The 13,714-nt window shown below is 62.3% G+C and carries 13 protein-coding genes; 11 read left to right on the top strand and 2 right to left on the bottom strand.

The window, feature by feature from the left end; genetic code table 11:
• Positions 1–52 precede the first annotated feature (52 nt).
• The 4 genes from BUS06_RS30755 to BUS06_RS30740 are packed head-to-tail and all read left to right on the top strand — an operon-like array spanning position 53 to position 3,305.
• Positions 53–952, top strand: a complete 900-nt coding sequence (locus BUS06_RS30755; protein ID WP_074268098.1) for a phosphate/phosphite/phosphonate ABC transporter substrate-binding protein — start codon at positions 53–55, stop codon at positions 950–952.
• Positions 949–1,809, top strand: a complete 861-nt coding sequence (phnC, locus tag BUS06_RS30750; protein ID WP_143787685.1) for a phosphonate ABC transporter ATP-binding protein — start codon at positions 949–951, stop codon at positions 1,807–1,809. Before BUS06_RS30755 ends, phnC begins: the two co-directional genes overlap by 4 nt.
• Positions 1,806–2,606: a phosphonate ABC transporter, permease protein PhnE gene (gene phnE, locus BUS06_RS30745; RefSeq protein WP_074268097.1), complete on the top strand. Its 801-nt coding sequence runs from the start codon at positions 1,806–1,808 to the stop codon at positions 2,604–2,606. The genes phnC and phnE overlap by 4 nt, the downstream gene beginning before the upstream one ends.
• A 42-nt stretch (positions 2,607–2,648) precedes the next feature.
• Positions 2,649–3,305, top strand: a complete 657-nt coding sequence (locus BUS06_RS30740) for an LbetaH domain-containing protein (RefSeq protein WP_074268096.1) — start codon at positions 2,649–2,651, stop codon at positions 3,303–3,305.
• Positions 3,306–3,323: 18 nt separating this feature from the next.
• Here BUS06_RS30740 and BUS06_RS30735 read toward each other — a convergent pair whose 3' ends face one another.
• Positions 3,324–4,319, bottom strand: a complete 996-nt coding sequence (locus BUS06_RS30735) for a DUF1571 domain-containing protein (protein WP_167379450.1) — start codon at positions 4,317–4,319, stop codon at positions 3,324–3,326.
• Positions 4,320–4,592: 273 nt separating this feature from the next.
• Here BUS06_RS30735 and BUS06_RS30730 point away from each other — a divergent pair, with 273 nt between their 5' ends.
• Complete coding sequence (locus BUS06_RS30730; protein WP_083611685.1) at positions 4,593–6,848, top strand: TonB-dependent receptor; 2,256 nt, start codon at positions 4,593–4,595, stop codon at positions 6,846–6,848.
• A gap of 146 nt (positions 6,849–6,994) precedes the next feature.
• On the opposite strand, the gene BUS06_RS30725 is transcribed toward BUS06_RS30730, so the two are convergent.
• A complete protein-coding gene (locus tag BUS06_RS30725) occupies positions 6,995–8,506 on the bottom strand; it encodes a CoA-acylating methylmalonate-semialdehyde dehydrogenase (RefSeq protein ID WP_074268095.1) in 1,512 nt (503 codons plus the stop codon).
• Positions 8,507–8,615: 109 nt separating this feature from the next.
• Between BUS06_RS30725 and BUS06_RS30720 the strand changes: the two genes are divergently transcribed.
• From BUS06_RS30720 to BUS06_RS30695, 6 genes are all read left to right on the top strand, one after another.
• The gene (locus tag BUS06_RS30720) at positions 8,616–9,557 is read left to right on the top strand and encodes a LysR family transcriptional regulator (protein WP_074268094.1); all 942 of its coding nucleotides are present in this window, start codon (positions 8,616–8,618) and stop codon (positions 9,555–9,557) included.
• A 167-nt stretch (positions 9,558–9,724) separates the two neighbouring features.
• Positions 9,725–10,435, top strand: a complete 711-nt coding sequence (locus tag BUS06_RS30715) for an SDR family NAD(P)-dependent oxidoreductase (protein ID WP_074268093.1) — start codon at positions 9,725–9,727, stop codon at positions 10,433–10,435.
• A gap of 75 nt (positions 10,436–10,510) precedes the next feature.
• Positions 10,511–10,741 (top strand): tautomerase family protein, encoded by a 231-nt coding sequence (locus BUS06_RS30710; protein ID WP_074268092.1) that lies wholly within the window; start codon positions 10,511–10,513, stop codon positions 10,739–10,741.
• 65 nt (positions 10,742–10,806) lie between these two features.
• Positions 10,807–11,733, top strand: a complete 927-nt coding sequence (locus BUS06_RS30705) for a LysR family transcriptional regulator (protein ID WP_074268091.1) — start codon at positions 10,807–10,809, stop codon at positions 11,731–11,733.
• A gap of 135 nt (positions 11,734–11,868) precedes the next feature.
• Positions 11,869–13,125 carry an MFS transporter gene (locus BUS06_RS30700; protein ID WP_074268090.1) on the top strand — a complete coding sequence of 419 codons (1,257 nt, stop codon included), beginning with the start codon at positions 11,869–11,871 and terminating at the stop codon, positions 13,123–13,125.
• Between the two features lie 149 nt (positions 13,126–13,274).
• Positions 13,275–13,712, top strand: a complete 438-nt coding sequence (locus BUS06_RS30695; RefSeq protein ID WP_074268089.1) for a helix-turn-helix transcriptional regulator — start codon at positions 13,275–13,277, stop codon at positions 13,710–13,712.
• The last annotated feature ends 2 nt before the right edge of the window (positions 13,713–13,714 follow it).

The raw sequence follows: 13,714 nt of genomic DNA, 5'->3' as shown, positions 1-13,714 counted from the left end.
GTTCACAAGTCGTCGAATGTTCGCTGCGGTTCAAAACTAACTTGAGGAATTTATGAAGTTGTCCAAAGTTTTTGCCGCTTCGGCACTGGCAGTCAGTTTCATTTCCGGCGCTGCCCATGCGGCCGGCACCTGTCCGAACGACGGCGTGGTCCGTTTCGGCGTCGAACCGTACGAATCGGCGCAGCGCATGCTGCCCGTGTACAACGATCTCGCCAAGCTGATCGGCGACAAGCTCGGCTGCAAGGTTGATATCTACGTTGCGACCAGCTACAACGCCGAGATCGAGGCAATGCGCAACAACAAGCTCGAGTTTGGTCAGTTCGGCCCGCTGGGCTATGTGCTCGCCCATCAGGTTGCGCACGCCGAAGCGGTCGCGACGTTTGCCGGCGAAGGCGACAAGCCGGCCACCTACTACGCTTCTATCGTCACGTGGCCGGGCTCGGGCGTGAAAACGCTTGCCGATACCAACGGTCATTCATTCGCTTACGCCGATCCGGCCTCCACCTCCGGGCATCTGTTCCCTGCGTATGGTCTCAGCAAGAACGGCGTCGATCCGGACAAGGGCGTCAAGGCAATCTACGCGGGTAGTCACACCGCATCGTTCGAAGCGCTGCGCAACCACAAGGTGGATGCGGGTGAGCTGAACAGCGAAGAGATCGCGAGCGCCAAACTGCATAACGAGTACGATCCCGCCGGCTACATCACGCTCTGGAAATCCGAGCCCATTCCGCTCGATCCTCTGGCAGTGCGTGCCGACCTGCCCGCCGATTTCAAGGCGCGTCTGGCAGCCGTGCTGAGTTCACTCGATTTCCGCGAGTTACCGGAAGCCGACCAGAAATTCCTCGCAGCAAACGAGAATCCCCAGTTGAAGACGGTCCCGCAAACGGATGCCGCCTATAACCAGATTCGCGACCTGGTTTCCACGCTTCATATCGACCTGGCAAAACTGTGAATACCCTCTCCAGCACCTCCGGCGCATTGCCGCTGGACCCGGCCGGCGACCGTGCGGCCGCTGCCTCCAGCGTGCCGGCAACGGCACCGCGTGCCAAGCTCGCTCCCGGCGTGAAGCTCGCCGTGCGCGATCTGTCGATGCGCTATGCAAATGGTCACGCCGCGTTGCGCAATTTCAATCTCGCGGTGAAGGCCGGTGAAATGGTCGTGGTGCTGGGCAGCAACGGCAGCGGCAAGTCGACGTTCATGAAGTGCGTGGTCGGCTTGAACCGGCCGACGGGCGGCGCGGTCGAACTGGCCGGCCGCGATCTGGCCGCGCTTTCGGGCAAGGCGCTCCGGCAGGCCCGTCTGCCGCTCGCACTGATCTCGCAGAACGCCAATCTCGTGAAGCGCCGCAGTGTGCTGGCGAACGTCTGCTGCGGCACGCTGGGTCGCCACAAGACGCTCAGCACCGCGCTGGGACGCGTGCCGCGCGAGGAAATCGAACCGGCCCGCGCTTACCTCGACGAAGTCGGCCTGCTGCATCTGGCCGGGCAACGCGCCGGTACGCTTTCCGGTGGACAGGCGCAGCGTGTGGCTGTGGCCCGTGCGCTTGCGCAGCATCCACACGTCCTGCTAGCTGACGAACCGGTCGCCAGTCTCGACCCCGAAGCGGCAGACGAAGTCATGCGCCTGCTGCGCCGCCTCGCTACGGAAGACGGTCTCGCGGTGGTCTGCGTGCTGCATCAGCCCGAACTGGCCACCCGCTATGCCGACCGGCTGGTCGGCCTGCGCAGCGGACAACTGGAGTTCGACCGCCCCGCTTCGGCAGTTTCCAGCCAGCAGATTGCAAGTCTCTATCTGGCCGAGGCGGCATGAACAAGGTGCTCGACATGCGCACGCCGGTTGCGTCATCCGGAGTGCGAACTTTCTGGTCTGCCACTGTCATCGTCGTCATCCTCGCGCTGTTCGTCCAGGCGTGGATCGTGGTACAGGCTCGTCCGCAGGATCTGGTGACCGGCGCTCACGGTATGGCCGATATCATTTCGCGCGCCATGCCGCCGGCCTTCGATCAGTTCGTGCCGAATCTGTGGCCAGTGCTCGAAACGATTGACCTCGCCATTTTCGGCACTGTGTTCGGCGTGCTGCTCGCGTTCCCGCTGGCAATCCTCGCCGCCGCCAATGTCACGCCCGCGAAGCCTCTCTACTATGCTGCGCGTGCGGTGATCGGCGTCACACGTGCCGTGCCCGATCTGGTGTGGGCGCTGCTGTTCGTGACTGCGGTCGGATTGGGGCCGTTTCCGGGTGCGCTGGCGCTGGCGGTGCATTCGATCGGCATGCTGGGGCGGCTCTTCGCCGAGGTGATCGAAGACATGGACATGGGTCCGGTCGAAGCGCTCACGCTGACCGGCGCCGGCCGCTTGCAGATCCTGAGCCATGCTGTGGTGCCGGGCGTGTTGCCCTCGCTACTCGGCATCGGCCTGTTCCGCTTCGACGAAAACCTGCGCTCGTCGCTGGTGCTCGGCTTCGTGGGCGCAGGTGGCATCGGCTTCCAGTTGTTGACCGCCATGAACCTGTTCCAGTACCAGACGGTGTCGTTCCTGTTGATCGCTACGTTTGTGCTGGTAGCATGCGCCGAACGCGCATCGGCCTATCTGCGCGGTCTGGTCGCCTAACCTGCGACGGCTTCCCCTCCTTATCGAGTCACGAGAATTCGCATGCTGATCAATCATGGCGTCGGAGCCGACCCGTGGACGCTAGGCCGTCCCTTGACGGAAGAGCCGGACATCCACCCTACGGCGCTGGTGGGCGCCAGCGACTTCGGCCGCTACACCTATCTCGGACCGCGTAGCCATGTGGCGCAATCGGTGCTGGGCGACTACGGTTATGCGATGGGAGACAACCAGATCGCCCATGCCCATATCGGCAAGTTCGCAAATATCGCTACGGGCGTGCGTATCAACCCGCCGAACCACCCGGCATGGCGCGCGACGCTCCATCACTTCACGTATCGCTCACGCTCCTACGGCTTGTCGCTTGACGACGACGCCAGCATTTTTGAATGGCGCGCACAGGACTGCGTGGAAATCGGTCATGACGTGTGGATCGGCCACGATGCCATCGTCATGCCGGGCGTGAAGATCGGCACCGGTGCGGCAATCGGCTCGGGCGCCGTCGTCACCAAAGACGTGCCGCCGTTCGCGATCGTCGTAGGCGTACCGGCGCGCGTACTGCGCTTTCGCGTGGACGAGCAGACTGCGGAGCGCTTGCAGCAGATCGCCTGGTGGGACTGGAGTGCGGCGCAGATCGACGGCGCACTGGCCGATTTCCGCGAACTCAGCGCGGTCGAATTCGCGGAAAAATACTATAAGTAGGGGATGCCGGGCACGGCGTCAGCGGAAAGCGTACTCGGGATTGTGCCGGTCGAAAGTGGCATCGCTCCAGTGGCGAGGCACGACGTTTTCGAAACGGATCATCTCCAGCAGGTTGCCGTGCGCGTCCCACGCGGCTTCGCCGCTGGGCCACGGGTGCTGAAGATCGAACAGCAGCCGCACACGTGGCGCATAGTGGGCCGGCGGCCCTGAGCGGGCAACCCATGTCCACGCAAGCAGGCGCGTCCCCTGCGCGTTCATGAGCTCGATGCGGGTCGGCTTTTCGCTCAGGCCCTCGTCACGAAAGCTGCGCGCGTCATGTTCGACGGTACGGGCGATGAACTGCAGACCCAGATCGCGCACGCTATGGCGCGACTGGGCATGTGCGAACGACCCATCCACCGCCACCTTGCCTGACACGAGACGCAGCAGGCCGCCAGCGTGACCGTAGAGGCTGTCCGGATCCGTCGTTTCGTCGTACAGGATCTCCTGTCCCGCATGGGCGCCGTCTGGCAGCCACTTTGCGTAGACCTTTCGCGGCGTGTCCTGGTAACGGATGATCATGTGATCGGGCCGCTCGGACCATCGGCCGGAAATACGCTCCTGCCGGAACATGCTGTACTCGTAGCCGTTGTCGAGCGCCATGTCGAACTTCGCGTACTCGACGAAGGCCTCCGGCTTCATTGCGTTCATCAGGGAAAGGATCTGATCGTCGGAGAGCGACAGCAGCGAATGATTTTCGATTCGTGCGCGCAAGGACTTCGCCTGCTCTTCGGCTGTGAGACAGCGGAACCGTTCGATGTCCGCGCTCACGGCATCCTGTGTCGCGGCATGGCTGCATGCCATCGACGCGCCGGACATGGCCGCCGATACCGCACCGGTCGATTGGGCGAAAGCGCCCGCTGAAACCGTCAGGCAAGTCAATGCGAACGCGAGCACGCGCCGCCAGGTCCGCGCGCTTGCCTGCGGGCCCACAGCAGACAGCCTTCTCCAGCGTCGTGAACCATTGGAACTCATGAACAGCATCCCGGCACCGGGTGGGCTCGACACATCAAGCGTCAACGCACGGTAAACGCCGGCTGATGCCCATGTATTCCAGACGGCCGGCATAAAAATTTGCAAGACCATGGAATAAACCCCTCGGCCCTCTCGTTTGCACATGGTTAATGCGAATCACTTTGATTTGCGTTAGCAAATTCAGCCCACGGAATTGTGACACCGAGCGCGTACCCGCGTCGTCTCCGTGGAAAACGAAAGCAACATGTAATAAAAACGAGAAGGGGATTTACGATGAGTGCAAAGGGGAGCCGAGAGACGATCTGCACGGCCCAGGTATGCAGGCATATCGGCAACACCGTGTTTTCTCTGGCGGCATTGGCCTTGTCGGAAGCGGCGCTGGCGCAGCAGAGCGCGCAACCGGTGCCGCCCTCGCCAACCGAGGCGGCGGTTACTACGCTGCCAGCGGTCAAGGTCGAAGGCAAAGCGCCCGCTGACTATAGTCCATACGGCGGCAACGACAATGTCGACGACCCGACACAGGCCGCCAGCGCCAGCAAGACAGGCACGAAGCTTCAGGACCTCCCTTCGAACGTCCAGGTCATCCCGCGCGCCCTGCTGTCCGAACAGGGTGCGACGATGTTGCGGGAGAGCGTCAGCAACGCGAGCGGGATCAACGTAGGCGGTCAGGACAGCAAAGGCTACTACGACCACTTTCTGATTCGCGGCCTGAATGCGCAGATCTACGAAGACGGCTTCTCCGATGGCGATCTGCTCGGCGGCATCTCGCATTCGCTCAACGGCGTCGAGAGGATCGAGATTCTCGAGGGGCCAGGCTCGGCGCTATTCGGCAGCGGCCCTCCGGGCGGCACCATCAACATCGTCCACTACACGCCGTCGCCGGAACTTCACTACGGGGGAAGCCTGGAAGCCGGCTCGTTCGGCACGGTCTCGAACAGCGACTGTATCACCGGCCCAACCGGCATTGCCGGCCTGAACTACCGGGTGGACGCCACCTTCTCGCGCGCCGACGGCTTTCGCGATCTGTATAGCCGCGACGACGAAATCAGGCCGCAGCTGCAATGGCAACTGGGCAGCCATACGATCAACTTCACGCTCGATCTCCGGCAGACCCACGAAACACCGGATTCGTACGGGCTGATCTATTTCCACGGGACGCCCATCAGCGGTGTTTCAATCAATTCGAAGTACTCGACACCGTTTGCCTTCGCGAATGAGAACTTCGTCCGCCCGACCATCACGGACGCCTGGCGAGTCAATGACTTTCTGACGATCAACAACCGCTTCTCCTATTTGCACCGTACGCTTGACGTGCTGGGCAACGGCGATAGCACGAACACGAAGGTCGTGGGCGATGAAGTCGTGGGGCGGCAGCTTCGTCAGCAGGACGACAACGACAGCAGCTTCGACTATCAACTCGAGCCGGTCTGGCGATTCGGCACCGGAAGCGTCGCGCACACGTTGGTCACAGGCTTCGAATTCCAGCACCAGACTATCGACACGAACCGTAGCACGGCCGATCTCCCGAACATCCCCGATGCTTTCGCGCCGGTGCCGCCGGAGACGTCTCTCGCGGGCCTGACGTTCCTGTGCGATGCCAAGCATTCCTGCGACAACGATGATCTGGCCGCGAACTACTACAGCCTGTACGCCACCGATCAGATCGATGTAACGGACAAGCTGAAGATTCGCGCGGGCGTCCGCCAGGACTGGTGGGATACCTCGCTCACACCGCTGATTTCGGTGCCCGGCGCTTTCAATTCCAACGGCCAGCCGATACTCGCAGGCGTCAAGGAGACGCAAGACAATGCACCTGTCAGCTGGAACATCGGCGCGCTGTACAAGGTGCTGCCGTGGATGTCGCCATATGTCGGCGTGTCGAAGAGCTACCTTGCCAACTTCAATTCGGAAAACGCTCAAGCCGGCATCGGTGCGCCAGAGTCGGCGCTGCAATACGAAGCGGGTATCAAGTTTTCGTTTCTCGATGACCGGATTGTGCTGAACACGGCTTTGTTCGATGTATCGCGGAACAACGTCGCAGCGGCTGTCACGCTCAACGAGGTGGAGTCGGTCGTGTTCGACAGTCAGAGGACCAAAGGCGCGGAAGCATCGTTCGATGCCGCCGTGACGGATCATCTGCATGTCCTCGCGAACGTGACCGCGCAGCACGCGGTGATCACCGACAATCCGCAAGGCATCACGTCAGTGGGCAACCATCCGCAAGGCGCACCGGCCTACATGGCCAACTTCTGGACAACTTACGATTTTTCGATTGGGGGAATTCCGGGCTTTCACGTTGGAGCAGGCGTGAATTACGTGGGCAAGAGCTATAGCGACATTACCAACGTCAATTCGATTCCGTCTTATGTGATTGCAAACGCGGCGTTTGGCTATGAAGCGCGTACGTGGGGTGTCGACGTCAACGTCCACAACATCACGGACCGGCGCTATTTCGTGGCGGCTAACGCGGCGGGTGCCTATGTTGGCCAACCGCTGAGCGCGTTTGTGAACCTGCACGGAAACTTCTGATTGGGGAGACGGCGCGCGTCTGGCGCCGTATTGTTCAAGGGTAGACGCTCTCCATTCCGGCCAGCGCCTCCCCCTCCGATACTTCGATGCGTCGGCCGTGGCGGCAAGACCGCCGCGACCACGCAACGCATCGCCTTCTTTCAGACTTACTTCGCCGTCGGCATGGCGAACTCGGCACCCTTCTCGGTGCTCTCGGGCCAACGCTGCATGATCGACTTCTGCTTCGTGTAGAAGCGCACGCCCTCCTCGCCGTATGCATGCATATCGCCGAACAGGCTGCGCTTCCAGCCGCCGAAGCCGTGCCATGCCATCGGCACGGGAATCGGCACGTTGATGCCGACCATGCCGACTTCGATCCGGCGTCCGAATTCGCGTGCCACGTGGCCATCACGCGTATAACACGCGACGCCGTTACCGAATTCGTGGGCATTGATCAGGTCCACCGCCTCGGTGAAGTCCTTGACGCGAACGCACGCAAGCACCGGCCCGAAAATCTCTTCCTTGTAGATGCGCATTTCCGGCGTCACGTTATCGAACAGCGTGCCTCCGGTGAAGAAACCATCTTCATGGCCGGCAACCTTCAAACCGCGGCCGTCGACAACGAGTTTTGCGCCCTCTTCGACCCCAAGCTTGATATAGCCTTCGATGCGCTCCAGCGCCTGGCGCGTCACGATCGGGCCCATTTCCGCATCGGGCTCCATGCCGTTCTTCACCACCAGATTGCGGGCACGTTCGGCGAGGCGCGGAATGATCTTGTCGGCCACATCGCCCACCAGCACCGCCACGGAAATCGCCATGCAACGCTCGCCAGCAGAGCCGTAACCGGCACCGACGAGCGCGTCGATAGCCTGGTCGAGATCGGCATCGGGCATCACCACCATGTGGTTCTTCGCGCCGCCCAGCGCCTGCACGCGCTTGCCGTTTTTCGCGCCAGTCTCGTAGATGTAGTTGGCGATCGGCGTCGAACCGACAAAGCTCACCGCCTTTACGTCCGGATGTGCCAGCAGCGCGTCGACCACGACCTTGTCGCCCTGCACGACATTGAACACGCCATCCGGCAGCCCAGCCTGCTGCAAAAGCTCGGCCATGAACAGCGACGCCGACGGATCGCGTTCGCTCGGCTTGAGAATGAACGTATTGCCGGCCGCGATGGCAACCGGGAACATCCAGCACGGCACCATGCACGGGAAGTTGAACGGCGTGATGCCTGCCACCACACCCAGTGCCTGACGCGTGGTCCAGTTGTCGATGCCCGTCGAAACCTGTTCGGTGTAGTCGCCCTTGAGCAGTTGCGGAATACCGCAGGCAAATTCGATCACGTCGATGCCGCGCGAGACTTCGCCCTGCGCATCGGAGAACACCTTGCCGTGCTCGGCCGTGATGATGGCCGCGAGCTCGTCTTTATGCTTGTTCATCAATTCGAGGAAACGCAGCATGACCCGCGCGCGGCGGATCGGCGGCGTGTCGCTCCACGCCGGAAATGCGGCTTTCGCGCTCGCAACCGCTGCTTCGACGTCCGCGGCCTCGCCCAGCAACAGCGTGCGCGGCCGCGCGCCGGTGGCCGGATTGAACACAGGCTGGCTACGGGTGCCCGCACTTTTGACACGCTTGCCCTGAATGAAATGTCCTACGTCTGCACTATCGTTGAAGGCTTGCATGTCGACTCCTGGTCGTGGATTGGCGATCTATATAGTCTAGGGGTGCACGCCCCCCACTGCAAAGGCGCTATCATTGAACTCATTGTTTTCTATAGTGAACAATGAATGTATGGAAAGCGGAAAAATTGAAGGCCTCTGGACCCATCTGCACTGGCTGACGGTACTCGCGGAACAGGGAAGCTATACGGCCGCCGCCTCGCGCCTGGGGGTCAGCAAGGCCGCGATGAGTCAACGTATCTCGGAACTGGAGCGCTCGGCAGGTATTTCTCTGGTGCAGCGCACCACGCGCAGCGTGCGCCTGACCGAAGCCGGCCAGCGGCTCGTCGAGAATACGCGCAGCCAGTATGAACAGATCGCCACCAGCTTCGCCAGCGTGCGGGAGCTGGCCGGCGTGGCGCGCGGAGTCATCAGGATCACCGCGCCAGTGGCGCTCGCCCGGCAGCAGCTGGTGCCCAGATTACCCGCGTTTTTGCAGGCCCACGCCGAAGTCAGGGTGCAGCTCGAAGTTTCCGACCGGCTTGCCTCGCTCGCCACGGAAGGCTTCGATCTGGCAATTCGCCACAGTGCGGAAGCCCCGGATACACACGTGGCCTGGAAGCTCTGCGGCACGCAGTCCGTGATCGTGGCGTCGCGTGGTTATCTGCGACGGCGCGGCACACCCGGCACACCCGAAGAGTTGTCCGCCCACGATTGCCTGTTCTATCCGCGCGCCACCGGTCCTGCGATGTGGTCCTTCGAGCGCAAGACAGCGCGCAAAACCGCTACCGCGCCCGTCACGCTGCCGGTGAGCGGACCGTTTTCCGCCAACAACAGCGAGGACCTGCGCGATGCAGCGCTCGAAGATCTGGGCATCGCGCTGCTACCCGATTTCACGGCGCAGGCCGCCGTACGCGCCGGCAAGCTCGTTGTGCTGTTGCCCGAGTGGCGCGTCACCGGCGCATTTGCAGACCAGCTTTACGTGCTGCGGCCCTACGCGTCCCACGTGCCGCGCGCCGTGAGCCTGTTCGTCAGCTATCTGCGCGAGAGCTTTGCCGGCGGATTCCCGCTTTAGGAGGGTTTGGCGCGGAACCCACCGCGCCGCATTTATTCCTCGGAGTCACAAGTGTTTGACCATGGCGGGTATTCGAACTTTGCGCCAATGCGCCTAGATTTAGCACCTATCGGAGCCACCGGCCCGACCGGCGCAAGAGCCGGGTCAAACACACACTGAGGATTATCATGAGCACATCACAAAAGGTCGTTGTCGTTACAGGTGCGTCGCAAGGCATTGGCGCAGAAGTGGTTAAAGCATTCCGTCAACTCGGCTATCGCGTGGCCGCCACGGCGCGCAGCATCAAGCCGTCGGACGATCCGGATCTTCTGACCGTCGCAGGCGACATCGCCGATCCCGAAACCGGCCGCCGCCTGATCAGCGAAGCCGTGGCGCGCTTTGGCCGCATCGATACGCTGGTCAACAACGCCGGTATCTTTATCGCCAAACCCTTTACCAGCTACACCCCGGAAGACTATGCAGCGATCACCGGCGTGAATCTGGGCGGCTTCTTCTACATCACGCAACTGGCCATCGCCGAGATGGAGAAAAACTCGAGCGGCCATATCGTCAACCTCAGCACTACGCTGGCCGACCAGGCGATTGAAGGTGTGCCTTCGGTGCTCGCTTCGCTAACCAAGGGCGGTCTGAACGCGGCGACCCGCTCGCTTGCGATCGAATATGCAAAACGCGGCATTCGCGCCAATGCGGTCGCGCCCGGCATCATCAAGTCGCCGATGCACGCGCCCGAAACGCATGCTGCGCTCGGCGCCCTCCATCCGGTCGGGCATATGGGCGAAATGAGCGATATCGTGAACGCCATCCTGTATCTGGATTCCGCTCCGTTCGTCACGGGCGAAATCCTGCACGTCGACGGTGGCCAGAGCGCCGGCCACTAAGCGCAAACGGTCGCCTGCGGCCGGGTATATCCCGGCCGCAGGCGACCAGCCGTCCGATACTTCAAGGAGAACAGCATGCCAATCGTCACGATCCAGGTCACCCGCGAAGGCAGTAAGCCGGGCAACGACTCCGTCACCGCAGAAGAAAAGGCGCAACTGATCAAGGGCGCGAGCCAGCTCCTGCTCGACGTGCTGAACAAGCCGCTCGAAGCGACCTTCGTGGTCATCGAAGAGGTGCAAACCGAGAACTGGGGCTGGGGGGGACTGCCGGTCGAGGCGTATCGAAAGCAGCTCAGCCAGAAGTAGCAGGAGCACCCGCGTCGCACGGTACACTTGGGGAGGCAATTTCGCCGCCGCCCCTCTGATGCAACATGGACCGTATCGACGCGATGAAAGTGTTTATCGCCACGCTCGACGAAGGCAGTCTGGCGGGCGCGGCGCGCCGCCTTGGCCGCTCTCCGGCCGCCGTGAGCCGGGCGATTGCCTTTCTCGAGGAACACACCGGCGCGGCCCTGCTGCACCGGACCACCCGAACGATCAAGTTGAGCGAAGCGGGCGAACGCTATGCGTCCGCCTGCCGGCGCGTCCTCACCGAACTCGAGGAAGCCGATCTGCTGGTTGCAGATGAGCGCTCGGCGCCGCGCGGCCTGCTGACGATAACCGCGCCGGTTGCGGCGGGTCAGGACGTGCTGCGCGGCATCGTCGACGATTTCACCGACCGCTACCCAGACGTCTCGGTTCGCCTGCAACTGCTCGACCGTCCGGTGAGTCTGATCGACGAGGGTGTCGACGTGGCGCTGCGCATCGCGCATCTGGCGGACTCGACGCTGATCGCGATCCCGATTGGCGAAGTCCGGCGAGTGGTGGCGGCCTCTCCGCGGTATCTCGCCAAACATCCGTGCATTAATGAGCCGGCCGACCTCGCGCACCATCAGATCATTTCGATGACCCATTTCGGACTGGATTCGTGGAGTTTCCCGCCGGCGGGCCGCTCCACCGTTCCGCTCGTGGTGGACTTCACGCCGCGTTTTATCGTCAACACCATCCAGGCGGCGGTCGACTCGGCGGTAGCCGGTCGCGGCGTCACGCGCATGTTCTCCTACCACGTAGCGCAGGAAGTCAAGGAAGGCACGCTCAAGCTCGTCCTGCGCGATGCCGAACACGCCCCCCTCCCCATTCATCTTCTGACGCCACAGGGTCGCCTCTCGGTCCCCAAAGTGCGAGCGTTCGTCGACTTCGCGACGCCGCGGCTACGCCGTCATTTCAAGCAGATGCAGCTGGTTACAGACGCTGATTGAACCGTGCGGCGGAAGAATGTCTTCCGTGTCGAATGGATTCTCTCCTTATTCGGTTCAATCTAGACTGCTTCCATGAGTGACAGAAGGGTGCCGCATCACTGGCGCTCACATCCTGGTTGCCGCCTTGAGGACGAGATGAATCAACCTGCCCAATCACTGTTGCATCCGGTTCAGCAACCGGCGTCGCGCGGTTATGCCGAGCGCAACGAGAATCACTGGAAACGCAATCTTGCGGTCTGCGTATTCGGTTCATTCACCACGCTCGTCAGCCTGAGCATGCTGCTGCCGTTTCTGCCGCTCTATGTGCGGCAGCTCGGCGTCGAATCGACGTCGGCCGTGATCCAATGGTCGGGCATTGCTTTCGGCGCAACGTTTCTCGGCACCGCCGTGACCGCGCCGCTGTGGGGACGCCTTGCCGATCGCTACGGCCGCAAGCTGATGCTGGTGCGCGCGGCGATCGGCATGGCCATCGTGATGTCGCTGATAGGGGTGGTCCATTCGGTCCACCAGTTAGTGGCGCTGCGTCTGATCGCCGGTCTGGTGGGCGGTTACTCTTCGGCTTCCACCGTGATGGTGGGCTCGCAGGCGCCCAAGGCACGCGCCGGCTGGGCGTTGGGAATACTGTCGACAGGAGCGCTGGCGGGCAATCTGGTTGGGCCGCTGGTCGGCGGCCTGTTGCCCGAATGGATCGGGATTCGCGGCACCTTCTTCGCCGGCGGAGCGATGATCGCAGTGGCGGCGCTGCTGACGATCTTTCTGGTGAAAGAGGACTTCAATGCGGCCGACCACCTGGGCAACCGTGCTGCCAGCAAGACCGCGACGCCGGGCCGCCGGACCAACCATGTCGTGGTGGCCGCGCTCCTCGTCACCGCGATGATGGTGCTGCTTGCGAACATGTCGATCGAGCCGATCATCACCGTGTATATCGGCGGTCTGGGTGTGCAGGCGGATCATCTGGCCCGTATCGCGGGCCTGGTCATGGCGTGTTCCGCGTTGGGCAGCATGTTGACGGCGGCCCGCCTTGGCGCACTGGCCGACCGCATCGGCGGCTGGAATGTGATCGTGGGGTGTCTCGTGCTCACCGGTCTCGTGATGATCCCGCAGGCCTTCGTCACCGAATGGTGGCAGCTGGCCGGATTGCGCATGCTGATGGGCATGACGCTCGCGGGTCTGCTGCCGTCTATCGCCAAGCTGGCCAGACACTCGGTCGACGAGAGCAAGACGGGGCAAATGCTCGGTTATCTGCAATCCGCGCAGTTTAGCGGGCAAGTGATCGGCCCGGTGATTGGCGGCCAGATCGGTGTGGCGCTTGGCCTGCACTCGGTGTTTTTCGTTACCGGCTCCTTGCTGGTGGCATGTGCCGGGCTCGCGCTTTGGGCGCGTAAATCATAGGAAGTAGCGGTCGGCCAGAATACAGGCTTACGGCTGTATTTTGCATTAACAGTCTTTAGCTTGTATTTGCAAAATACAGAGGATAGACTGTTAGTTCGATTTACAGTCTTTAGCCTGTATGAACGTTCAGATATGGAACGGAGCCACCCGTGAATTATCCCGTCAAAACCGTTGCCCAGTTGCGGCCCCTCCTGCAGGGATTCCGCAAGGCCGCCGGGCTCACCCAGGCCATGCTTGCCAGCCGCCTCGGCGTGACGCAGCAAACCTACGCGCAACTCGAGGCTGATCCGTCGGCCGTCAGCGTTGAACGGTTGTTCAAGGTGCTGCGCGTGCTCGAAGTCGAAGTGGTGCTGGCCCAAACGGCCGCCAGCGCAGCGGAGCCCGCCGTCAGCGAAAAAAGTACGGTTCCATCCCGGCCCCCGAAGGCTAAAACACCGGGAACGCCCGCGCGTGGAATGAGTCTCGCCCGGCAGCGCGGTACAGCCGGGCCCGCTAAAGCGGTCCCGAAGGCCTCGCCACGCCCCCAGCAAGACACCGGGCCGAAGCGCCAGGCCAGTAAAACCAGCAAGGCAAAGGAAAACTGGTAACC

Source organism: Paraburkholderia phenazinium, from assembly GCF_900141745.1.
Taxonomy (GTDB): domain Bacteria; phylum Pseudomonadota; class Gammaproteobacteria; order Burkholderiales; family Burkholderiaceae; genus Paraburkholderia; species Paraburkholderia phenazinium_B.
The sequence above is the reverse complement of the archived record's forward strand: the minus strand, read 5'-3'. Positions and strand labels throughout refer to the sequence as shown.

What these genes read in the sequence shown, in the direction of transcription:
- BUS06_RS30755 (WP_074268098.1), top strand. Translation starts at nt 53, where the DNA reads ATGAAGTTGTCCAAAGTTTTTGCCGCTTCGGCACTGGCAGTCAGTTTC.
- phnE (WP_074268097.1), top strand. Translation starts at nt 1,806, where the DNA reads ATGAACAAGGTGCTCGACATGCGCACGCCGGTTGCGTCATCCGGAGTG.
- BUS06_RS30740 (WP_074268096.1), top strand. Translation starts at nt 2,649, where the DNA reads ATGCTGATCAATCATGGCGTCGGAGCCGACCCGTGGACGCTAGGCCGT.
- BUS06_RS30735 (WP_167379450.1), bottom strand. Translation starts at nt 4,319, where the DNA reads ATGAGTTCCAATGGTTCACGACGCTGGAGAAGGCTGTCTGCTGTGGGC.
- BUS06_RS30730 (WP_083611685.1), top strand. Translation starts at nt 4,593, where the DNA reads ATGAGTGCAAAGGGGAGCCGAGAGACGATCTGCACGGCCCAGGTATGC.
- BUS06_RS30725 (WP_074268095.1), bottom strand. Translation starts at nt 8,506, where the DNA reads ATGCAAGCCTTCAACGATAGTGCAGACGTAGGACATTTCATTCAGGGC.
- BUS06_RS30720 (WP_074268094.1), top strand. Translation starts at nt 8,616, where the DNA reads ATGGAAAGCGGAAAAATTGAAGGCCTCTGGACCCATCTGCACTGGCTG.
- BUS06_RS30715 (WP_074268093.1), top strand. Translation starts at nt 9,725, where the DNA reads ATGAGCACATCACAAAAGGTCGTTGTCGTTACAGGTGCGTCGCAAGGC.
- BUS06_RS30710 (WP_074268092.1), top strand. Translation starts at nt 10,511, where the DNA reads ATGCCAATCGTCACGATCCAGGTCACCCGCGAAGGCAGTAAGCCGGGC.
- BUS06_RS30705 (WP_074268091.1), top strand. Translation starts at nt 10,807, where the DNA reads ATGGACCGTATCGACGCGATGAAAGTGTTTATCGCCACGCTCGACGAA.
- BUS06_RS30700 (WP_074268090.1), top strand. Translation starts at nt 11,869, where the DNA reads ATGAATCAACCTGCCCAATCACTGTTGCATCCGGTTCAGCAACCGGCG.